Source organism: Cyclobacterium amurskyense, from assembly GCF_001050135.1.
GTDB lineage: Bacteria > Bacteroidota > Bacteroidia > Cytophagales > Cyclobacteriaceae > Cyclobacterium > Cyclobacterium amurskyense.
In genome coordinates this window covers 1,593,291-1,614,416 of sequence record NZ_CP012040.1, presented here as the reverse complement: position 1 = coordinate 1,614,416, position 21,126 = coordinate 1,593,291, and the positions used below count along the sequence as shown (strand labels likewise).

Genomic DNA, 21,126 nt, shown 5'->3' with positions numbered 1-21,126 from the left:
TTTTGAAGGTAATTAATTACAATTGAATAATGATGTATTTTTCACAGATTTTAACCTTTATTATTTTTGTTAATTGGCAATGTACTCCCGGAACGCAAAAGTTGTCAACAGAGTTGTCTCCAGAAGCCTATGACCTTGATAATTTCCAGAAAATCCTACTTGAGGATGATTTGAAAGAAGTTTCAGGACTTGCGTGGGTAGGGGAAAACCAAATTTGGGCCATAGAGGATGAGTCCTCAGTGATTTATAGACTAGCACCAGAAACAGGAAAAATCCAGGAAAAGCAGAAGTTTGCCAAAAACAATGACATAGAAGACATCGCATGGGTAAAGGATGTGGCATGGGTGCTACAGAGTGATGGAACACTCTATGAAGTTAGTTCTCCTTTGACCAAAAACGCAAAAACTACCAAATTCGATTTTCCAATTGAGAAAAAAAGAGACCTGGAAGCAATGGTTGTTTCTGAAAAAGGCGACTACCTGTATGTGTTTTGTAAGTCTTGTAAGTGGGACAAAGGCACAGAGGAAGCCTCGGTTTTCCGTTTTGATTTGACTTCGAAGCAATACGAATCAACGTCTTTTATCACCTTGGAAAGGGGAGAAATCCAAAAACACTTAGCGAATAAAGACAAGGCGCCTTTGGAGATTAAACCAGCGGCAGTTGCATTACATCCTATAGAAAAGCAATTCTATGTCCTCTCTTCGACCGATAAGTGGTTGTTAATTACAGATTTGGATTTTGACCCTATAAAAGTTTATCGCCTTAATCCAGAAATATTTAAGCAGCCTGAAGGGATGACCTTTGATCCGGAGGGGAATATGTACATTTCCAATGAGGCCAGAGGAGGGGAACCAAATATTTTGGTTTTTCCTTATCATCCAATACAAATGAAGCCATGATAAAATTTCTTTACCTGCTGATTTTATGTTGGCTTCCATCCTTGATACAGGCCCAGGAAGTGCCTAGGAAATTTAGGGTTTATTTGGTTGGAGACGCTGGGGAACTTGAAAATGGACAACATCCTGTTGTTGAGGACATCCGCAAAAAACTTCAAGCAGACCCAGAAAGCCCTGCCCATATAATTTATTTGGGGGATAATATTTATCCACTTGGGATGCCTGCCATCAACGAGGAAAGTAGGGCAGAGGCAGAATTGATACTAAAAACCCAACTGGACCTTTACCAATACCTAAATGGGAAGATTTGGATGATTCCAGGGAATCACGATTGGAGAAAAGGAAAAACAGATGGCTGGGAAAACGTCCTAAGGGCTGAGAAATATGTGGTGGAAAACTATCCTGAAGATCAGGTAAAGTGGTTACCAAGCAGTGCTTGTCCCGGTCCTAATATTATTGAACTGGATAATGAAACCATATTGGTATTGCTAGACAGCCAATGGTGGCTTCAGCTTAGGGGCAAACCTAAGCTTGAATCGGATTGTGAATACAAATCTGAAGCGGAGGTTTTGGAAGCCACACGTTATGTACTTGAAGAAAACAAGGACAAAACCATACTGGTAGCCATGCACCATCCACTCAGGTCTTATGGGCCGCATAATGGCGCTTATAGCTTAAAAGACCATCTATTTCCCCTCACCAATATCTCTCCTAATTTATACCTTCCTTTACCTCTTATTGGTTCCATTTACCCACTTTATAGAACTTGGTTTGGCAATGTCCAAGATCTGGTTCATCCGCGGTATGAAGCCATGATTAAAGCCTTTGATGAAATTTTCGCCAATCACCCAAATATCATTCAAGTGGCTGGGCATGAGCATGGCTTGGCTTTTACGCAGGAAGACAATGTGAATTATATTATCAGTGGAGCTGGGGCAAAGCATACGACAATTAAAAAGAACAATGAAGCAGATTTTATCTATCCCAAGCAAGGTTATGCAGTATTGGATTTTTATGAAAACCATAAAGTAAGTCTGTCCTTTTTTGATCCATTGAAAGGGGAAGCACTTTATGAAAAGCAATTGGTTAAGCCCTATGCCAATAGTAAGAAGGAGTTGGATTTGTTTGATCGTGACTTACCTGAAACCGTCACCAGGCCCATTTCCACCCAATACCTGCATGGTAAAGGATACTATAATTTTCTAGGGAAAAATTACCGGGAGACTTGGGCCATTCCTGCTTCTTTTGAAACATTGGACCTGACAACTGCCAAGGGAGGTCTTCGCATTCTCAAAAAAGGCGGTGGCATGCAAACCCGCTCCCTGAGATTGGAAAGTGCTAGCGGTAGGGAGTATGTGCTTCGCTCGGTAAATAAATACCCTGACAAGGCCTTGGCTCCCCATTTGCGTGAAACCATTGCCAAAGAGGTCATTCAGGATCAGATCTCCTCTTCTCATCCATATGCTGCCCTGGCTGTAGCGCGATTGGCGCATGAGGTAGGAATAGTACACACCAACCCAAAAATTGTGTATTTGCCAGATGATCCTTTATTGGGGGTTTATAGGGAAGAATTTGCCGATAATTTGTACTTGTTTGAAGAACGTGAAATAGCCTCTCCAGAAGCCCCTGAGGACATTAAGTTTTTAAGTACGGATAAAATGCTGTCCAAAATTCATGGAGATAACGATCATCAGGTAAAGCAGAAGGAAGTATTGAAAGCAAGAATATTTGACCTTTGGATAGGTGATTGGGATAGGCATGATGACCAGTGGAGGTGGATAGGTGAAAAGAAGAAAAAAGGTTGGGAGTTTACTCCTATGCCTAGAGATAGAGACCAAGCTTTCTTTGTTAATGAAGGGCTTATTCCCAAGATCGGCAGTAGAAAATGGCTGATTCCTAAGTTTCAGGGCTTTGGTTACGAAGCACCTCGCTTTGTGGCTGGCTTTATGTTTAACGGAAGGTATTTTGACCGTAGCTTTATCAATGAGTTGGATCGGAAGGATTGGGAGAAAACATTGGACAAGGAAATTGCCAAAATGACTGATGAGGCCATCAAAGGAGCTTTTCAGGATTGGCCGGAGGCTGTTGCAGAAAAAGATGGCCCCGTAATCCAAGCAAAGTTGCGCCAAAGAAAAACCTGGCTGAAGCAAGAAATGCTTCAATATTACAGTTTCCTCTCCAAGGAGGTGAATATTACAGGAACCGATAAAAATGAGCTTTTCAAAGTGAAATATCTTTCTGATGGAAGGGTTGAGGTAAAAGTTAGGAAGATTGATAAATCCGGAGACCTGGAACAAAAACTTTATCAGCGTACCTTTTTGCCAACTGAAACCAGGGAGGTCCGATTGTATGGATTGGAAGGGGATGATACTTTTGCCTTCGAAGGGGAAGGGCCTGGAAAGATTAAAGTAAGGGTAATTCCCGGTCATGGGGATAAGCTTATTGAAGACAAGGGGATTACTCAAAGGAAGAATACTTTGGTTTATCAAAATGCCGGAGAAGAACAGACCATTGTTTCAGGGGGGAGTATTAAATTAAAGAATGCCCCCTCGGGTTTAAGCTATAACAGGACAGCGTTTAAGTTTGATAAAGTCATGCCTTTGGCCTCAGTAGGGTATAACAGAGATGATGGGGTTTTTATTGGTGGAGGTCTGCTTTGGGAAAAGCAAGGTTTTAATAAGGAACCCTTTTCAGTTCGGCAGTCCATTATGGGTAAATATGCGATTAAAACCAATGCTTTTAATATTGCCTATGAGGGGCAAGCGGTTGATGTTTTGGGCAAGTTGGACTTACTGTGGAGAGCGGATGTTCGTGCACCACACTATTCTTATAACTACTTTGGAAGGGGGAATGAAACGGAATACGATACGAAAAACTACGATATTGCTTATTATCGATCGAGGTTCAATTGGTATGAATTGTACAGTGGCTTTCAAGCTAAATTAGGGGGAAGTGGAAGTCTCAGCATTGGACCAAATTTTCAGGTATACCGATTTGATCCGAGTGACAATGCTGGGAAATTTGTTACTTCACCAGAAATTGGTTTGGACCAGGAACGCCTGGACAAAGCCAAGTTTTACAGTGGGGGCTCGGCCAAAATCGTTTTTGATACCAGAGACCAAAAACAAATGCCTACAAGAGGATTGTACTTCAGTGGGCAGGCAAAAAGGCTGTGGAAAATGAATGCGCATTCAAATAACTTCAGTAGTGTAAATGCTGAACTTGCATTGTATTGGTCTTTTCGATACCCGTCGAGATTGGTTTGGGCAAGCAAATTTGGTGCAGGCAAAAATTGGGGGCATTATGAATTTTTTCAGGGACAAACGCTTGGTGGTCTAGAGAATTTGCGTGGATTTAGAAGGTTTAGGTTCAATGGTGATGCAGTCGCTTACAACAATACAGAAGTAAGGATTCGATTGTTTAACCTGAAGACCTATGTGCTACCTGCAACTGTTGGAGTGCTTGCTTTTAATGATATAGGTAGGGTATGGGTAAAAAATGAAGCGTCCAATAAATGGCACAATGCCACCGGTGGCGGGATTTGGTTGGCTCCACTCAATCAGTTGGTGGCCACTTTCTCTGTAGGATTTACTGATGAGGAGGTTTTACCCTTCTTTTCATTCGGCTACCAATTTTAATTCCGTATTTCAAAGTTGCGGTTCGTAAGGTTGAGTCGCAAACGTAGGTTGATTTTGTCAGCATTGTTGCAGAAAAAAAAGCAACAATACCGCCAAAATCAGTGTGTATATATTCGCTTTCACCACGGGTTCCACCCGTGGTTATTGTTGTTGAAGCCCTTTAGGCTTCTTGGCTTTTATAGAGATTCTGCAACTGAGTACATGTAAATGATATATGCTTGTTTTAAGCCAGAAATAATACCTCGATAAAGTTAAAGTAGGGTAATTAACAGCTCTTGAAATTTTCTAATAAATGTGTTTATTAATGAAAAGCCAGCTTTAAAAGACAAAAGGCACACAGGTCTATTTCCTATTAAGTTATACAATCAATTGTCTAACTGTGCCACGCGATATAGCCGTACATTTTTGCCTTTTCCCTTCAAATGAATTGTCCCTACATCATCTATCTGATAGGCATCTTTATTATTGACAAGTTTGTAAAGCGATTCAGAAATCAGCAATTGGGCCTTTAAATCATTGCACTTTTCTTGTATCCTGGCTGCGGTATTCAGCGTGTCTCCATGGTAAGTAATCTCCCTTTTTATATCTCCCACTTCAGTAATGATCACTGGGCCGATATTGGCGCCAGCCTTAAAATAGGGCGAAATACCATACTCCTTTTGATAATGTTCCCTTTTTCTTTTTAGTAGGTCGGTAAAAGCGAAAAAAGCTTTTAAGAAATTATCATTTTTAACTCCCTTATTGGGCGACCAACTTACAACAACTTCATCCCCTACATACTGATAGATGTCTGCTCGGTAGTGGTCCACTATGGAGAAATCCTGAAAACAGCTTTGTAAAAATTTGCTGTATTCTAGATGTCCAATTCTCTCTGCAATGGAAGTGCTACTCTGCAAATCAATAAACATGAAAATCCTTTCTTCTTCTCGGGGCTTAAAGAATTTCCCCGTGAGCATCTTCCATAAATTGCCTGGACCCAGTTTTCGGTCAATTTCTATCAATACCTTAGACATGCCAACAGCCACGATAAGGTGAATAATTAAAAACATGTTTTCTGAAGGCCCGGTGGGTTCTACAGGTCCCTCATAAATCAATGGTAAGGTAGTAACATAAACGAAGTCCAGAACTTGAACAATCAAAATAATCATGAGTGCCTGAGCCGGAATCCCAATGCTTAGGGCAATTTTTGGGGAAGTGTTTTTTAATAGTTTTTTAAGTATCAGCACATCAAATATGCTAGATAAAAGTGCAAGGCCAAAAGAACCTAAAAAGATCATTAAGAAAACAAATTTCAAAATGTCCAGCAAATCTATGCTGCTTATGCCCAATGGTTCTATGCGGTACATTTCAGAGAAATAAAACCTACTGTAGGCGGACAAAGACATAAAAATAGCGCCCAACAGAAAGTAGATTTTAAAATTTCGAATGATTTCTCTAGACAGCATTTTATAGGTTGTATTTTTTTACTAAGCCGAACATTTTCACTTGTGAGCTCAAGTCTTCTTTTCCCATAATAAATTGATTTTCATCCTTGCAGGCTACCTGTCTTCCTTTTTTATTGTCATGGAGTTGGGCATCAAGCTCAGCCAGTAAAAGATCTCTGGCCTTTTCCTGATTTATTGGGAAAGCTACTTCTATCCGTCTCGATAAATTTCTGGTCATCCAATCCGCTGAGGCCAGGAATACCTTTTTGTCACCATCGTTATGAAATTGGTATATTCTGGTATGTTCCAGGAAGCGATCTATTATGCTCACCACTTTGATGTTTTTCTCTTGTAGCTCCGTTTGTGGATGGAAGCAACAAATGCCACGAACAATAAGGTCAATTTCTACGCCCTCATCCGCAGCCTGCCTTAGCTTATCTATCATAAGGGTGTCTTCTAAGCTGTTAAGCTTGGCGGTCAATTTGCCCTTTTTGCCTTTTTTAACTAAGCGGATTTCATTGTCAATTAATTGCTCAATGGAACTTCTTAAGTTAAAAGGAGCAACCAATAGGCTTTCAAATTGCGGTTGGTAGGAATTGTCCTTGAGAAAGGCGAAAACCTCATCCAGGTCCCTGGTGTAATTGCTTTGTGTGCTGAGCAGGGCATGGTCCCCATATATTTCAGCCGTTTTTTCATTAAAATTGCCCGTGCCCATGTAGGCATAGGTCTTGATGTCCTTGCCCTCTCGTCGCTTAATGGTGCAAATTTTAGCATGCACTTTCAAATCATTTATGCCATACTTTACTGTAGCTCCTGCCTTGGTTAGCCGCTCTCCCCAGTAAATATTTGACTCCTCATCAAACCGAGCCTGTGCTTCATCCAAGACAAATACCTTCTTGCCATTTTTTGCAGCTGCTTCAAGTGCCAAGCAAACCGCTGAGGTCTTTGCCACTCGGTATAGGGTGATATTTATTTCCTCAACATACGGGTCTTCTGCCGCCAGTTTCAAAAAGTCCGTTACGTATGCATAACTTTGGTAAGGGAAACTTAGGAAAATGGCTTCCTTATCAATCTCTTCAAACCAATCCGAGGAATGATCAAGCCTTGAGCAAGGGATTTTAGGTATTTCCGGGTACAATAAGTGCTTTTCCGATGCAGGAAAGCCAAAGAAATCATAAAAATTATGGTAGCGACCTCCAGGAATTAACCCAGACATGTCCACCTCAATTTTCTTTCTTAATGTATCGATGTATTTGAAAGGGATGTTTTCATCAAAAAGTAAGCGAGAAGGAAGACCTGTATCTCTGTTAACAATGCTTTTTTCTATTTTTGATACAATATCCTCCTCTTCGTCGTCCATGTACAATTCAGCGTCCCTTGAGATCTTTACGGCAAATATTTCGGATTTTTCACCCAAGAACTTTTCCGCATTACTTCTAAAAATATCATCTAACTGTACGATGCGTTTCTCCTTGTCCGAGGTAGAGATATCAATAAACCTTCCTAAGGTTTTATAGTCTAGTTCAATGAGAAACTGTCGCTCTTTGGTGACGGCGTAAAGATAGACCGTTAGGTTTTTAAGTTGGAGGTTGACTTTTTCTGTAATGTCCTGAATGATGAAGTTTCCCTTGAGCCGAAGGTCATAGAAGGTACCCATTTGGATCTTGTCTTCCTCGGAAAAATGGTCCGTCAATAAATGAACGCCTTCTTTTGCTAAGCCTGGAAGAATTTTTGAATAGAAAACTTTACCCAAACGCTCCTGTTGAGCACTTACAACTTGGTTGATCTGCTGAAGGAGAAATGAGGGTCGGTAGCCGTATTTGTTTTTTAGATCAGCCTGGAAGGTCTGAGCGAAACGATGGCTCGCTACCCTGACCCTATAAAACTCCTCTAGGTTGGAGGAATAAATGGCCAAGAACTTCAAGCGTTCCATCAGGGGACTGTCTTCATTTTCTGCTTCCTGAAGAATGCGTTCATTAAAAGACAACCAATTTAAATCCCGATCTGTGTAGTTCATGGCTTATTCCAGTTTATTCAAATATAAGGTATTAGACAATACCAGTACCATAGATCAGAACTATTCTTTACCAAATAAAAAGTACTTGAATTCAACTTAGGTCTCAGTAATGGGGATTTAAATCGAAAAGCCATAAATTATTTTATGTACTGCCTAAACCCAGGATTAGGCAGTACAGCTCTTCCCTCTATATCAATTAAAGAATTAACCTTCCCTGGTTGAAGCTGCTTTTTTTCTTGAAATATCGGCTACAATGGCCTTGGCGTGAGAGATGGTATTCTCTATAAAAAACTCTCTGGTGTTGAGCCCACCGCAAACAACCCCTGCGAGGTAAAGTCCGGGTACATTCGATTCCTGGCTAATGTCATCAAAGCATGGTTGTCTTTTTTCATCCAAACTTAGCTTCACGCCTAGTTGGTCCAGCAATTCAAAATTGGGTTTGTAACCCGTCATTGCCAGTACAAAATCATTTTCTATAATTACCTCTCCTTCAGGGGTATTCAGTACCACTTCCTTTTCCCTTATTTCTTTAATGCTGGAATTGTAATAGCCTTTTATCGATCCCTCTTTGATTCTGTTTTCGATGTCAGGTAAAACCCAGTATTTAACTGTTTGATCGATCTCAGGTTTCATTACTACCATGGTCACCTCCGCTCCCTTTCTCCAGGTCTCAAGGGCTACGTCCACAGCTGAATTGCCTCCGCCAATCACGACGATCTTCTGCCCGATATAAGGCCAGGGTTCTTTGTAGTAATGCGAAACTTTGGGCAAATCTTCACCCGGAACATTCATGGTATTGGGCAGGTCATAGAAGCCTGTGGCCAGGACAAGCTTTTCGGCCAGGTAATCTCCCTTGGAGGTATGGACCAAAAATCCACCTTCCTGTTTTTCTAGGGTGTTTACTTTTTCGTAAAGGTTGATGTTGAGTTGGTAATGTTTGACTATCCTCCTGTAATATTCCAGGGCTTCAGGCCTGGTAGGTTTATTGGAGATAGACATAAAAGGAATATCGGCCATCTCCAACTTCTCAGAGGTGGAAAAAAAAGTCATATTGACTGGATAGTTAAAAATCGAATTGGTCAGCACACCTTTCTCTATTATCAGGTAGTCGATGCCTTCTTTTTTCGCTTCTATGCCACAGGCCAGGCCAATGGGGCCGGCTCCTATTATCAGTAATTCCAACTTTTTCATACGATAGTAAACATGAATTGTGATTTTGAGTTCCTTTAAATCCCGATTATGCAATGGGAATTGCCGAAGCGTTCTAAGGAACTGGTGAAATTACTAGGAAATTAGACCAATTGAAGTCTAGGTTCAAGTTTTTGAGGAGATTTTAACTGGGGATAAAATCACATCGTTAAAAAAGCAAAAGGAGAAAATCATTCCCCGTAGTAAACCAAGTTCCCAACACCCTGCACCGGTCCCTGAGCACGGTCCCTAAGCCTGCCCCTGCCGAAGGGTGTAAGTATACCCTGAAGCAAGTCGGTAGCCTGTGCCGAGTATTATCGGTATCCCTTATGTGCGGGAATTAATGTACCGAAGCATTAGCAAGTCGAAATGCCTGCCCTGTTTTTTTACAGGGCTCGTTTGCTGTAAAGCATGGAGTGAAGCCTTGAAGTCTCAGGATATGCTAAAAGCGAGACTGCAAACCCCAGTTCCAACGAACAGAGCCTGTCCCGGTTATCGGGAAACTGGATACTGAGGCCTGACAGGTGGGGTGAATTTAATTGCGAATTTTGGATGATTTAATTCACCCCAGGCGAAAGGTCTGGACAGGCTGTAGCCTTATGGCCTACGGCCAACCAATCGATTGGCAGGAGTAATTTATGCTATAATTAAATCGTCATTACTTAATTTCAGTTTAGGATTGTCTAATTTTTTAATTGTTGTTCTAATTTTTACTCTATCAGAATGTGGTAAAAAAGTCGGAACCAAATCGGTTAAGTCAATTTTCAAAATTTGGTTAATAACAATCAAATCTTTTAAGGAAAAAGGACTAACTCCATTAATCAATTCAGACATATAAGATTTACTTTGGTGTCCTAAAACTTTTCCAAAGTCTTGTTGTGTTAGATTTAAGCTCTTCAGTTTTTTTCGGATAAGCTCTTTTCTTCGCTGAATAAATAACCGTTCTTTTTCGGCAATCAATTCTGCAACATCACTTTCACTTAGTTTTTTGTCAGAAATATTAGAATTTGTGCTCCAATTTTGATTTTCGTACTGCTCAATTAAATCTCTTAATTTTTTTCTAACGGATTTGAATTTCGGATTTTCCTTCGAAAGAACACGCAATTTCCTGTCTGCAATCATTGCTCTTTCAAAATCCAATTCATTTCGGATTTTTCCATTTTCAATTAGTTCTGATATGTCTAATTGTGTTTTCATAAGCTTATTTTTTTAAATCCAATCATTAGACTTTAACCACTTTCTAATAGTATTTCTATTATTTTTAAAGGTCGTTTCATATTCTTGATGTGTCCCAACCCAAACAGCGGTAGCTTCATTGTCATCAAACTCAATTAATATCATTGTTCTGTGAATATTGATGTTGAAAAAGTAAAATCCATCACTATGGACGTTGTCCGCATCTATTCTTGTTTTATTCAGTTCAGTAGGATTCTTCCAATTATTGTCGTTAATATCCTTAATGAGTTGGTCGATGGCTTTTATCAAAGGAATATTTCCTCTGTTTTTTCTTTTAAACTTTTCTAATAATTTCTTATTGGTCAGTCTCATTTGCGATTGCAAATATATAAAAAGTTCGGAAAAAAACAGAACTATGTGAGTTTTCTTTAACCCGGATTATGTAATAGGATTTCCCGTGTTTACGGGAAGTGTTGCAATCGCTAGAAAATCAGTCTGTTTGGAGATTTTAGCATAGCACCGCTATGGTGAAATTGAAAACAACAACGAAGTGGCTGATTTTAAAGCGATCTCAGCACGTAATAGAAGGTCTATTGCATATTTCGGGTTTAATTACGCCCATCGGAGCGTTTTTTAAACGCAATCTAGGGAAAATAACTCGTGATTTTAGGGGTTCAGATTGCGATTAAAACATTGGTAGACAAAGCTTCTCTCTGTTTATGGGCATTTATCTCTTTTGGTTTTACCTTTTAATACTATCAGGATTTCAAATCCATCTCTAGTAACTTGTAAATTGAACGATCTTTGTAATGGATTTAGCTGCTACTTCGCTATAAAAGTACTTTCATTGACTTCTCTTTCCGGTATGATCCTTACTTCTTTGATGTTGACCTTTCCATCATAGCCCCAGCATAAGGCTGTTGTATTGACCGTGCCGTAGTAATCTTCTACCCTAATAAACTGGGAAGAAATGGTTTGTTCCATTTCTATGGGAATGCCGGTATTGGGAAGTAATGCTATTGGTGCTTTTTCCTTTGATTGTAATAATTGTAATAATTCTTCCAGGTTAGGGGTTTTTTGTTCTAAGAGATTTTTAAGATCGGCTTTGGCGGATTCTACTTTTGGCCAGGGTGTGTTTAGAAAAGCATTGGAAAGCCCATGGATGCCGGAAGATACCTCTTGAATGCCGCCTCCATAATTGGAAAGCACCATTAGTTCCTCTTTTTCGGCTACCAATAAGTTGAAACCATTGTAGTCCTGCTTTATTTTTTCTAACTGGCTTAGATAGGCTTTGGGAGATAAATCCCCATTTAAAAAGCCTGTAACCAATTCCCCCCTGGTTCGGCTTAGTGGCTTGTCGTTTTTGGGATCTCTAAAATTGGTCAAAGCAGCAAATTTACCATTGGGATGGAAACCTAGCCATGTGCCTCCCCCCTTTAAGTCTTTGCCAGCATAGATGCCATTGTCCCATTGGTGTAAACCTTTGGTTGGGCGATCAAAATACTCGTCCCTATTTGCGACAAGTATAAGTTTGTATTCGGGATGCTGGTTCCAGCTAAATGATATTAAGCACATGGCGTAAAATTACGCAGCTACTTCAAAATCAAAAATGCTAGGCATGGAAATTTTGATTTATTATTTTATACGATAAATATCGTAGATTAATTTGCAATTACGAAAGTTATCGTATATATTTGATACGAAATAAATCGTAGTAGAAATGGTAGACAAACCTACAGCAGCAGAACTAGAAGTATTGGCCGTTTTATGGGATATAGAACAGGGTAGTGTTCGCCAGGTTCATGAGAAACTGTCCGAGACCAAGGAGACGGGGTATACAACAACGCTCAAAATCATGCAAAACATGCATGTCAAAGGCTTGGTCTCAAGGGATGAGGAGAAAAGAAGCCACATATATAAAGCAGCAATTTCTCAGGAGGATACGCAACAGTCATTGGTTAAAAGTTTTATAGGTAAGGCTTTTGGTGGATCGGCCAAAAAACTGGTCATGCAAGCCCTGGGACAAAGTGAGCCCTCAAGGGAGGAAATTAAAGAAATACGCGCTTTTTTGGACAAGATTGAAAATGATTCTCAATGAAAACGGACTGGTTGAATCAATATATTTTGGAAGTGCTTGGGTGGACCTTGGCCCATTCCCTATGGCAGTTGCTACTCGTAGCTGGGATATTATGGTTGCTTTTTAGGATAGAGGCTTTCAAAAGTCCTCAGAGAAGGTATTCGCTGGGTTTAAGTGCGCTCTTTGTTATACTTTGCCTATTCACAGGCACATTTATTTATGAATATGAATTAAATAATTTGCCAATAGATCAGGAAATTGTTGTGCCTGTAAATGCATTGGCAAGTGAAAAATTAGCCGTGAATGCCCTCAGTTTTCCTGAGATTTTGTCGAGAAAAATTGAAGGAGCTTTGCCTTATATGGTTTATTTCTGGCTGACAGGAGTCATGGTATATTTCTTTAGACATGCCGGTAATTTTGTTGCTTTGCAACAATTGAAGGCCCGTGCTGAAGAAAAGGTGCCACAGCCTTTAATCCAGTCTGCCAATAAAATAAAGCAGCAATTTGCCATTCAATTTCCAGTGGATTTTAAATTAAGTAGGGAGATTAGGGTGCCCATCACCTATGGTATTTTAAAACCGGTAATTCTGATTCCTATTGGTTTAATGGTGCAATTGTCTCCTGCTCAATTGGAGGCTATCATTGCCCATGAACTGGCGCATATACGCAGGCATGATTTTGCCATCAACCTTGTACAAGCCGCTTTAGAAATACTATTCTTTTACCATCCGGCCTTTTGGTGGATCAATACGCTGGTAAAAGAAGCTAGAGAGCATGTGGCCGATGATATGGCTATAGCTAGCGGGGTCAAGTCAATTGATCTAGCCCATGCTTTGGCCATGGTGGCTAATCAGGCCACCGAACAATCACCAGAGCTGGCAATGGCCGCACATTCTTCAAAGTTTCCCCTTTTAAATCGAATCAAAAGGATGTTGGGCAAAGAACCTGCCCGGTTTTCCTATTCACCTTTAATCACTAAAACCATGTTACTTACGCTAATATTCAGTGCCATATTATTAATTGGCAATGCAAACGAAGACCAGGCTTCAAAAGAGCGATGGCTTTCTACAGCACTTGAGACAGAATTTGAACTGTCTAGTCAGTATTTATTTGACACACTTCAAAAGCCTGTGCAAGTTGCAAGGCCACAAGTGATCGTCGAAGAAGAAGTGGAAATTATTGCAAGTCCCGAGCCGGTGGAGAATGTTCACGAGGAGGAGATTACAAGGACTTTCAATAAAAGTAATAAAACTACTATGGTGATGGACTCTTTGCCTAATCCCCCAGTATTAAACCTCACCGCAGCCCCTGTGTTGGATTTTCAGCATGGTTTTTCAGACAGTAGCAGAGTGGTAAATATCACTTCCATTTTGAGTGAATTTGGTGACAGTATTCAATTTTTTGCTAGAAATATAGCCGTTTTTCAGGGAGATACTTCTGTTTTGTCACAAAGTCAAAGGGAAAAGCTTAATGCAAAAATAGAAGTCCTCCAGTTGAAGATGGCCAACTCCCAAAAGGTATTGGAGCAGAAGATGAAGGAATGGGAAAAAGAATTTCAACCTAAAATGGAGGAGTTTGAGCGCAAAATGGAGGCCTGGCAAAAGGAGAATGAACCTAGGTTGAAGGAGTTTGAAGAGAAAATGGAGCTTTGGGCCAAGGAACAGGCTGAAAAGCTGAAACTTTTGGAGAAGGAACAGGAATTGAAAGAGAAGGAAAACAAAGAAAAATAAGAGTAATGTAGTCAGATAAAATTAATATTTACCTCAGGCCAGAGGCCTACAATCTAAGGCCTGGGGATTGTTTTTTGGAGACAATGTCTAATATAAAAGCAGGGTAACTGTGACATTTTTCTCCAGTCATCCGGGGATGGATCGGAGTGTTCCTTGAGATTTTAAGAATGCTTTCTGCTGATGGGAAACCAGAAATTTCCAGAGCAAAGGTGTAAAAGGTTGCTGCTTCGATTTGGAAACCCTGCTGTGGTCTTGTTAAATTGGTGATTACTTAAATTGGCTATCTAATTTTATCAGTCTTCGTTTCTTTAACCCGGATTATGTAATAGGATTTCTCCATCCTGACAATGGTCAGGGGTGAAGCCTGTCCCGTGTTTACGGGAAGTGTTGCAATCGCAAGAAAATCAGGCTGTATGGAGATTTTAGCATAGCACGGCTATTGTGAAATTGAAAACAGCAACGAAGTGGCTGATTTTAAAGCGATTTCAGCACGTAATAGAATGTCTATTGCATATTTCGGGTTTAAATATATCTTAGAAAGTCTTGTCATAAAATTAACCCTTTGAATGGCAGGATAAATGGATCTCTCATCTCAATTTAAAATAAATCAATTTTAATTCATTCCACATTTCTAATTTTAATGGAGAAAGCCCGTGAGGGGTTGATGGTTAACAAAAGCTTAATTTCTTCATCAGTAAAGTTCTTCTCTTTCAATGCGGGAATAAGTTTGCTGAATATATTGGTATAGCCCTGAATGCTTTGTTTGTCTTTTTGGGGATCGTACCATCCCGCATCGTGAGCTATTAATATTCTATTCAAAAATCCATTTCTTTTGGCGAATAGTATTTTCTCCAGGTGCTTGTCCAATTCCCAGCCCAATCCATCAAGACTAATCCAGCATCCTGTAGACGCTGCTTTAAGGTATTCTTCTGGCTTGGTTTCTGCCTGGGCATGCACCCAAATAAATGCTTCAGGAGACACATTCAAAGATTTGAGTAAGGCCAATTGAGGCCATAATCCCTTTGCTTCCCCTGTGTGAGAAGCTATGGTTAGACCGGTTTTCAAATGGGTCAGCGCTGCAGCGGCTACCAATTTGCGGTGCATAGGGCTCAATGGATCTGTATTGTCAATACCTATTTTAATAAATCCTGGGCGGATGGAGCTTCCATCTATGCCATCCTCATATTCCTTGATCCACATATGGGACAATTCTTTTGCAGACATTGTTTTTGCAAAATCCGGAATAAATTGATTGTTCCGGGCGCCATACAAACCCGTATTTGTAAGGATCTTTAGGCCGCTTTTTTTTGCAATTTTCTCCAACAGCAATACATCTCTCCCCAGATAATTTGGGGTAGCATCCACGAAGTAGCTAACATTGAATTGTCTTAACTCTTCCAGATAAGGCGTCATTTCATCGATTACCACTGCGTGGTTCCAGTCACTTGAGGCAATACTATCAGCGCCTATGAAATCAACCAATATATGTTCATGGGACAGCCATATTTGACCTAAAGTTACTGGGTGTTTCCCAGTAAGGTCTTGGATTATGGGTTTTTTGGAAGTTAGGGTACACCCGTTAATAATTGCAAATGATAAAATTGAAATACAAATTTTAATTGAACTTTCCATCGCTTTTTCTTTTGTTCTGAATCAGGAAAAACCTAATTAGGTTTGCCTTATTAAGCCCGGATTTCAGAACGTTTAAAATTAACGTTGCGTAGTTGGCTTGGCTCAAAACAAATCTACTCTTTTTTTACTTTTTATCTGCCATACAAAAATTGGTAAAAAGGATTGTTTATTACCACAAAAATAAATTTGTAGTATTTTGGTTTGGCATGGTCAATCACTTGTACGGATTAGTCGTTCCCTTTCAAAGGATTTCGTTAAATATCGATTTTCAATTTAGGATTGAAACAGTAATTACCTGGAAGGAAAAAAAGCACCATTATCGATGTTGAGGACTTTTCTTGGTGATTTGGTGTGTTGGGTTTTCAAAGCACTAATTTTATTTGTTTTTAATGGCCTAAAAAAAACCACTTCAGTAGCCAAATTTCGATTGATGGACTTGTCAATTGAAAATCTTCCAATAGTAGCTTTATTAAAGTGTATGAAATTATTTAATTCCTAATAAAAATATATGTATGTTAAATAAAATGTAAAAATACATCAATTTTGTTGCTGTAATTTTAATTTTATGATCTTTTTACTATCTTTGAAATATCAAACAATGACAAAAGGTCTTTGGTCGATAAGAGAAGCTTGCTTTATAATATCGATGACATATACTGTAGGATGATGAAACTGGCAGACATGCCCTCCTGTCTCGGGGGTGGAGATCACAGAATAAAGAAAATAGCGAGCTCGTATTTTTCCTAACTGCTTCGTGGAGGTTCAACTCCTTCTCCTACAGCAGGTTATTTTGGGTTTATTGTTAATTGACTAAAGCTATGAGATTTTGTTTCATAGCTTTTTTTTGTGTCAATTTTCAGATTGAGAGATGAATTGTTCGCCCAGGTCTAACCATAATAGAGGAATAAGGTTAATGCCTTTTCAGGGAATAGGCTTAAGGGGAATATTGGAGAGAGGTGTAAGCCGCAAAAAAAATGGAGAATAAATTTGTCTAAAGCTGAAAAAACAAAAACCCCAAATACGAGTTGTAAATGGGGTTTTTTGTGGCCTCGGCAAGGCTACATACCTTTTAATCTTATATTATTTGTTTTTACCTAAAATAGCTGAAAATCACATATTTATATAGGTGTAGAATCAAATAAGATTAAGTGAAGTTAAAAAGGATTAAATAAAAGTGTCCCCCAAACTGTCCCCATTTGTTTTTATTCTTATATTTAAGAATCGAATCAAAAGACAGTTTTTATGGCAAGGTTTAATTTCTACTTGAGGGAAAAATCTAAGGATAAAGAAACCCCAATACTATTATTCATCAGTTTTAATGGGAAACGTTTAAAATATTCCATAGAAAAAAGTATTCACCCTAAGTTTTGGAATGAAGATAAACAGCTTGCTAGAGTTGTTAAGGACTTTCCATTGGCTAAAATTTTTAATGAGGATCTTGAAAACATTAAAGCAGAAGCAAAAAAAGCTTTAGCAGGGTTGGAAAGAGATTTGACCCGGTATCCCTCCACTCAAGAACTAAAATCTAAAATAGATAGTGTCTTAAACAAAGGTGTAGTTCCAGAAAATGAAAGCAATGATAGTGTACCAACATTTTTAGAATTGTTTAAAAGGTTTATAAAAGAATCTGAGGATGGGACAAGATTAGCAACCACAGGAAAAAGGTTTGACAGAGGTACCATTCAAAAGTATAATACTGTTTATGTAACCTTGCAAAGATTTAGCGAAAAATTCTTTTTGAGTTTTGATACCATTGGCAAGGACTTTTATTCAAAGTTTACAGGCTACCTGAACAGAGAAATTTCAAAAACTGTCAATGGGAGCAAAGAAATAATTAAACCAAGTTATACTGTCAATACAGTTGGGAAATACATTCAGGTAATAAAAACCTTTATGGCCTATGCAACCGAAAATGGATACAACAGTAATTTGTATTTTCAGTCCAAACAATTCAAAGCACACAATACACCTGGATTTTCTATTTATCTCAATGAAGACGAAATTAACCAAATCTACGAACTGGATTTAAGCAAAACCCCACATTTGGAACGTGTTAGGGACTTATTTATAGTAGGATGTTGGACAGGTTTGAGGTTTAGCGATTTTACAGCCATTAAGCCTGAAAATGTCAAGGGTGAATTTTTAGAAATAAAAACATTTAAGACAGGAGAAAAAGTGATTATTCCCATCCATCCTATTATTTATTCCATTATGGCCAAATATGAGGGACAGTATCCAAACAGTTTGCCCCCAGCCATATCTAATCAAAAAATGAATGCCTACCTAAAAGAGATTGCAAAACAAGTGGACTGCCTTAAAGAATCGGTGGAGGTGGAGCGCATTAAAGGAGGCTTTAAGACAACTACAAGACAAAATAAATGGGAACTTGTCACCACCCATACGGCACGAAGGTCTTTTGCTACGAATGTTTATAAGAGTGGTTTTCCTGCTATTAGTTTAATGAAAATTACAGGCCACAGGACAGAGAAATCCTTTTTGCTTTACATCAAAGTAACCCCTGAGGAAAACGCTAAGTTATTATTAGATCATTGGAGGAAATCAGTTTTAAAAGTTGGGTAATATGGAAAATTATTCTGAATTGAATGATGAAAAGATCCAAGAATGGATTTTTGATGGAAAAGAACAAGTTGTTTATACCTACAAGGATTGGTTAGAGGAAAAACCTATCCCTGATGAATTTTGGATTTTTGACAAAAAGAAATCTATTCAATTAGGATATGAGGTTTTCTCAGGTCATTTAAATAAAATTAGTGAATCATTGCATTGGGCTTGGGATTTTGTATTGCAAATAGAAATTGAAGAAGAAAAAAAATTAATGGAATGGCAACTCTCCTTAATAGATGATTTAAAAGAGAAATGTTTATTTTTAGAATTAGAAAAAAAACATTGTTTAAAGTATCTAAAAAAATCAAAAATTCGAAAGAAGGATGTTTTTCTAAAAAATGTACCTGCCGAAATTTTTGACTTAATTGATGCAAAAACCTACTTGAGAATAAAGAAATGTTCTGATAATTCTAAGCCTTTGCATGTATTAGGAGAGATTAAAAATGATTATTTTAATGCTATAATAAAGGATGAAATTATTAAATTTATAGACCTCAAAATTAAAAATTTATCAAATCCAGTGCAATCTGAAAAACTTGAAAATTTACAACATAAACTTTGCCTTCTAGATGATTTGGGTTTTTTAACTCTAATAGAAGAAAGGTTTAAAAATACAAATTACCGTGGTACATCCCGGGAAACAGATAAAGCCAGCCTAATAGCATCATTATTAGATATTGAGGATTCGGAAAAAGTCAGAAACACTTTGAGAAAAGGAGATTATAAAAGTAGAAGACAAATAAAAAATGCAATTCAGACCCTCCAAAACCATGGTTTAGAATCAAAAAACTTTACAGATTAATCTTTTTTAACAAGTTGGGGAATCCCCGCAAAATCCCCGCTTTTCAACTTTTCAAATTTGTGTATAACAAAATATGAAAAGTAATGAGCAATCTAATTTTAAGCACTTACACGCCTGAAGAACTAACAGGTATTATTCACAATGCAGTTAGAGAGGTGGTAAAAGAAATACCGACTCAAACCCCCACACCACCAAGTGAAACACTGCTAACAAGAAGAGAAACAGCGGACAAGCTAAAAATTAGTCTTGTGACGCTTAACGACTGGACTAAAAGGGGGATTATTCAATCTTACCTTATTGGTGGACGTGTCCTTTACAAGGATAGCGAAATAGAAGCATCCCTATATAAAAAACAAACTGTAAAATACTAATCCGATGCTACTAAAAAAAGAAGTGGCACCAATCGGATTAGATCCAATTAATGCCAGAACCGCTTTAGGTATCGAATCAAAAGCAGTATTCAAAGATACCAACTTTTGGGCTTTATGTTTCACAAAAACCGCTAAATCCCTATGAAAAAGTATAAGATTCCTATTACAAGGCTTGCCCCTTGTGGATCCATTGTTTCTTTTAACACGGAAGTTGTTTTAGTAAAGCCATCACTTGCAGAATTTACCTTTTGGCACAATTCCAAAATTATTGGTTCCATCGTTTGTAAAGTTGGTAACATGGCCATAATTGATGCCACCGACTTTTTGTTGGAAGTCTATTTCAAATCAAAGGAATTTAAGGAAATCACAAAAAAGGGGGGGCATGGAACTAGAAAAAAGACAAGTGAAAATCAAAACCATTACTGATTTAAATCACTTGGGTGAAGGACTGGAAAACACCCCAAAACTACCATCTATTGATCCTAAGCCACCGAAACCAATAGACAACACAAGTCATGTCAAAGAATGGCTGAAAGCTTCTAAAATTGATCCGAAAGAAAAGATTAAAAAACCACAGGTCTGTTTATCCATCATTGATGGGGTAATAGAGGGGATAATCGGAACTTTAGGGAATTTTTCTTTGATAATTGGGAAAGCAAAAACCAAAAAGACTTTTAGTCTTGTCTTGTTTCTTTCGGCTTTGGTTGCAAATTCTACGGTAGCTAGAAAATTCAAAGGGTTACTGCCTGACGAAAAATCAAAGGTGGTATTCTTTGATTCAGAGCAAGCTAGGTTTCACGTTCAAATGTTCTATCACAGGGTTTGCAATATTTTAGGTATAGAAGACCCGGTAAATTTAGAATGCTACTGCCTGAGACAATTCACCCCTTCAGAACGACTGGAAATAATTGAATATTATATCAATACTGAACCTAATTTGGGATTTGTGGCTATTGATGGAGTAAGGGATTTGGTAAACTCAATCAATGATGAAGAGGAAGCCACAAAGATAGCCTCATGTTTACTGAAGTGGACAGAACAAAAGAATATCCATATTATCACTGTCTTGCATCAGAACAAAAGAGATGAAAACGCACGTGGCCACTTAGGGACTGAATTAGTAAATAAAGCTGAAACTGTCCTTTCCGTTTCCTTAGATCCTCAGAATAAAAAAATATCTGTGGTGGAGCCTGAATTTTGTAGGGACAGAGAGCCTGGAATTTTCGCATTCACAGTGAATGAAAATGGCTTGCCTGAATTGGTGGAGGGATGGGAGAAAGTGGACACTAAAAGCAAAAAAACGCTTTCCCCAAGTGAAATTGAACCTGAATACCATAAGGCGAAATTACAAGAAATATTTAAGGATCTTGGGGATGAAATCAAAGGTGGTGAATTAGTAGACGGGTTGAAAACAATCTTTGAAATAGGGAATACCAGAGCAAAGGAATTTAGGACTTATTACCTGTCTAGAAACTGGATAAAAAGAAATGGAAAATTAAGAAGTCCAAACCAGTACTATACGCTTAATCAGTAATAACATACTTAGTTAG

16 protein-coding genes are annotated in these 21,126 nt (G+C 38.5%); 9 read left to right on the top strand and 7 right to left on the bottom strand.

Annotated elements, in window-relative coordinates:
• Positions 1 to 29 precede the first annotated feature (29 nt).
• Positions 30 to 899, top strand: a complete 870-nt coding sequence (locus tag CA2015_RS06485; protein ID WP_084011674.1) for an SdiA-regulated domain-containing protein — start codon at positions 30 to 32, stop codon at positions 897 to 899.
• Positions 896 to 4,534, top strand: coding sequence for a BamA/TamA family outer membrane protein (locus CA2015_RS06480; protein WP_048641176.1), 3,639 nt, complete (start codon positions 896 to 898; stop codon positions 4,532 to 4,534). The genes CA2015_RS06485 and CA2015_RS06480 overlap by 4 nt, the downstream gene beginning before the upstream one ends.
• 365 nt (positions 4,535 to 4,899) lie before the next feature.
• Here the strand turns inward: CA2015_RS06480 and CA2015_RS06475 are convergent, their stop codons facing one another.
• The 6 genes from CA2015_RS06475 to CA2015_RS06450 all read right to left on the bottom strand — a co-directional run bounded on the left by CA2015_RS06475 (position 4,900) and on the right by CA2015_RS06450 (position 11,914).
• Positions 4,900 to 5,979, bottom strand: coding sequence for an adenylate/guanylate cyclase domain-containing protein (locus CA2015_RS06475; RefSeq protein ID WP_084011672.1), 1,080 nt, complete (start codon positions 5,977 to 5,979; stop codon positions 4,900 to 4,902).
• Between the two features lies 1 nt (position 5,980).
• Positions 5,981 to 7,975, bottom strand: a complete 1,995-nt coding sequence (gene ppk1, locus CA2015_RS06470; RefSeq protein WP_048641174.1) for a polyphosphate kinase 1 — start codon at positions 7,973 to 7,975, stop codon at positions 5,981 to 5,983.
• Between the two features lie 204 nt (positions 7,976 to 8,179).
• A complete protein-coding gene (locus tag CA2015_RS06465) occupies positions 8,180 to 9,166 on the bottom strand; it encodes a YpdA family putative bacillithiol disulfide reductase (RefSeq protein ID WP_048641173.1) in 987 nt (328 codons plus the stop codon).
• A 633-nt stretch (positions 9,167 to 9,799) separates the two neighbouring features.
• Positions 9,800 to 10,360: a helix-turn-helix domain-containing protein gene (locus CA2015_RS06460; protein ID WP_048641172.1), complete on the bottom strand. Its 561-nt coding sequence runs from the start codon at positions 10,358 to 10,360 to the stop codon at positions 9,800 to 9,802.
• A 12-nt stretch (positions 10,361 to 10,372) separates the two neighbouring features.
• A complete protein-coding gene (locus tag CA2015_RS06455) occupies positions 10,373 to 10,711 on the bottom strand; it encodes a type II toxin-antitoxin system HigB family toxin (protein ID WP_048641171.1) in 339 nt (112 codons plus the stop codon).
• 450 nt (positions 10,712 to 11,161) lie between these two features.
• On the bottom strand, positions 11,162 to 11,914 hold the full coding sequence (locus tag CA2015_RS06450) for an NRDE family protein (protein WP_048641170.1): 753 nt from the start codon (positions 11,912 to 11,914) through the stop codon (positions 11,162 to 11,164).
• A 145-nt stretch (positions 11,915 to 12,059) separates the two neighbouring features.
• Between CA2015_RS06450 and CA2015_RS06445 the strand changes: the two genes are divergently transcribed.
• Complete coding sequence (locus tag CA2015_RS06445; protein ID WP_048641169.1) at positions 12,060 to 12,437, top strand: BlaI/MecI/CopY family transcriptional regulator; 378 nt, start codon at positions 12,060 to 12,062, stop codon at positions 12,435 to 12,437.
• Positions 12,434 to 14,146, top strand: coding sequence for a M56 family metallopeptidase (locus tag CA2015_RS06440; RefSeq protein ID WP_048641168.1), 1,713 nt, complete (start codon positions 12,434 to 12,436; stop codon positions 14,144 to 14,146). Before CA2015_RS06445 ends, CA2015_RS06440 begins: the two co-directional genes overlap by 4 nt.
• A 618-nt stretch (positions 14,147 to 14,764) precedes the next feature.
• On the opposite strand, the gene CA2015_RS06435 is transcribed toward CA2015_RS06440, so the two are convergent.
• Positions 14,765 to 15,778 carry a phosphotriesterase family protein gene (locus CA2015_RS06435; RefSeq protein WP_048641167.1) on the bottom strand — a complete coding sequence of 338 codons (1,014 nt, stop codon included), beginning with the start codon at positions 15,776 to 15,778 and terminating at the stop codon, positions 14,765 to 14,767.
• Between the two features lie 1,242 nt (positions 15,779 to 17,020).
• Here CA2015_RS06435 and CA2015_RS06425 point away from each other — a divergent pair.
• The 5 genes from CA2015_RS06425 to CA2015_RS06405 all read left to right on the top strand — a co-directional run bounded on the left by CA2015_RS06425 (position 17,021) and on the right by CA2015_RS06405 (position 21,110).
• Complete coding sequence (locus CA2015_RS06425) at positions 17,021 to 18,358, top strand: site-specific integrase (protein ID WP_048641165.1); 1,338 nt, start codon at positions 17,021 to 17,023, stop codon at positions 18,356 to 18,358.
• Between the two features lies 1 nt (position 18,359).
• The gene (locus CA2015_RS06420; protein ID WP_048641164.1) at positions 18,360 to 19,205 is read left to right on the top strand and encodes a hypothetical protein; all 846 of its coding nucleotides are present in this window, start codon (positions 18,360 to 18,362) and stop codon (positions 19,203 to 19,205) included.
• Positions 19,206 to 19,288: 83 nt separating this feature from the next.
• The gene (locus CA2015_RS06415) at positions 19,289 to 19,576 is read left to right on the top strand and encodes a helix-turn-helix domain-containing protein (RefSeq protein WP_053086654.1); all 288 of its coding nucleotides are present in this window, start codon (positions 19,289 to 19,291) and stop codon (positions 19,574 to 19,576) included.
• 141 nt (positions 19,577 to 19,717) lie between these two features.
• Positions 19,718 to 20,002 (top strand): hypothetical protein, encoded by a 285-nt coding sequence (locus CA2015_RS24980; protein ID WP_048641163.1) that lies wholly within the window; start codon positions 19,718 to 19,720, stop codon positions 20,000 to 20,002.
• The gene (locus tag CA2015_RS06405; RefSeq protein WP_048641162.1) at positions 19,959 to 21,110 is read left to right on the top strand and encodes an AAA family ATPase; all 1,152 of its coding nucleotides are present in this window, start codon (positions 19,959 to 19,961) and stop codon (positions 21,108 to 21,110) included. Before CA2015_RS24980 ends, CA2015_RS06405 begins: the two co-directional genes overlap by 44 nt.
• The last annotated feature ends 16 nt before the right edge of the window (positions 21,111 to 21,126 follow it).

What these genes read in the sequence shown, in the direction of transcription:
- CA2015_RS06420 (WP_048641164.1), top strand. Translation starts at nt 18,360, where the DNA reads ATGGAAAATTATTCTGAATTGAATGATGAAAAGATCCAAGAATGGATT.
- CA2015_RS06415 (WP_053086654.1), top strand. Translation starts at nt 19,289, where the DNA reads ATGAGCAATCTAATTTTAAGCACTTACACGCCTGAAGAACTAACAGGT.
- CA2015_RS06435 (WP_048641167.1), bottom strand. Translation starts at nt 15,778, where the DNA reads ATGGAAAGTTCAATTAAAATTTGTATTTCAATTTTATCATTTGCAATT.
- CA2015_RS06485 (WP_084011674.1), top strand. Translation starts at nt 30, where the DNA reads ATGATGTATTTTTCACAGATTTTAACCTTTATTATTTTTGTTAATTGG.
- CA2015_RS06445 (WP_048641169.1), top strand. Translation starts at nt 12,060, where the DNA reads ATGGTAGACAAACCTACAGCAGCAGAACTAGAAGTATTGGCCGTTTTA.
- CA2015_RS06425 (WP_048641165.1), top strand. Translation starts at nt 17,021, where the DNA reads ATGGCAAGGTTTAATTTCTACTTGAGGGAAAAATCTAAGGATAAAGAA.
- CA2015_RS06455 (WP_048641171.1), bottom strand. Translation starts at nt 10,711, where the DNA reads ATGAGACTGACCAATAAGAAATTATTAGAAAAGTTTAAAAGAAAAAAC.
- CA2015_RS06465 (WP_048641173.1), bottom strand. Translation starts at nt 9,166, where the DNA reads ATGAAAAAGTTGGAATTACTGATAATAGGAGCCGGCCCCATTGGCCTG.
- ppk1 (WP_048641174.1), bottom strand. Translation starts at nt 7,975, where the DNA reads ATGAACTACACAGATCGGGATTTAAATTGGTTGTCTTTTAATGAACGC.
- CA2015_RS24980 (WP_048641163.1), top strand. Translation starts at nt 19,718, where the DNA reads ATGAAAAAGTATAAGATTCCTATTACAAGGCTTGCCCCTTGTGGATCC.
- CA2015_RS06440 (WP_048641168.1), top strand. Translation starts at nt 12,434, where the DNA reads ATGAAAACGGACTGGTTGAATCAATATATTTTGGAAGTGCTTGGGTGG.
- CA2015_RS06475 (WP_084011672.1), bottom strand. Translation starts at nt 5,979, where the DNA reads ATGCTGTCTAGAGAAATCATTCGAAATTTTAAAATCTACTTTCTGTTG.
- CA2015_RS06450 (WP_048641170.1), bottom strand. Translation starts at nt 11,914, where the DNA reads ATGTGCTTAATATCATTTAGCTGGAACCAGCATCCCGAATACAAACTT.
- CA2015_RS06405 (WP_048641162.1), top strand. Translation starts at nt 19,959, where the DNA reads ATGGAACTAGAAAAAAGACAAGTGAAAATCAAAACCATTACTGATTTA.
- CA2015_RS06480 (WP_048641176.1), top strand. Translation starts at nt 896, where the DNA reads ATGATAAAATTTCTTTACCTGCTGATTTTATGTTGGCTTCCATCCTTG.
- CA2015_RS06460 (WP_048641172.1), bottom strand. Translation starts at nt 10,360, where the DNA reads ATGAAAACACAATTAGACATATCAGAACTAATTGAAAATGGAAAAATC.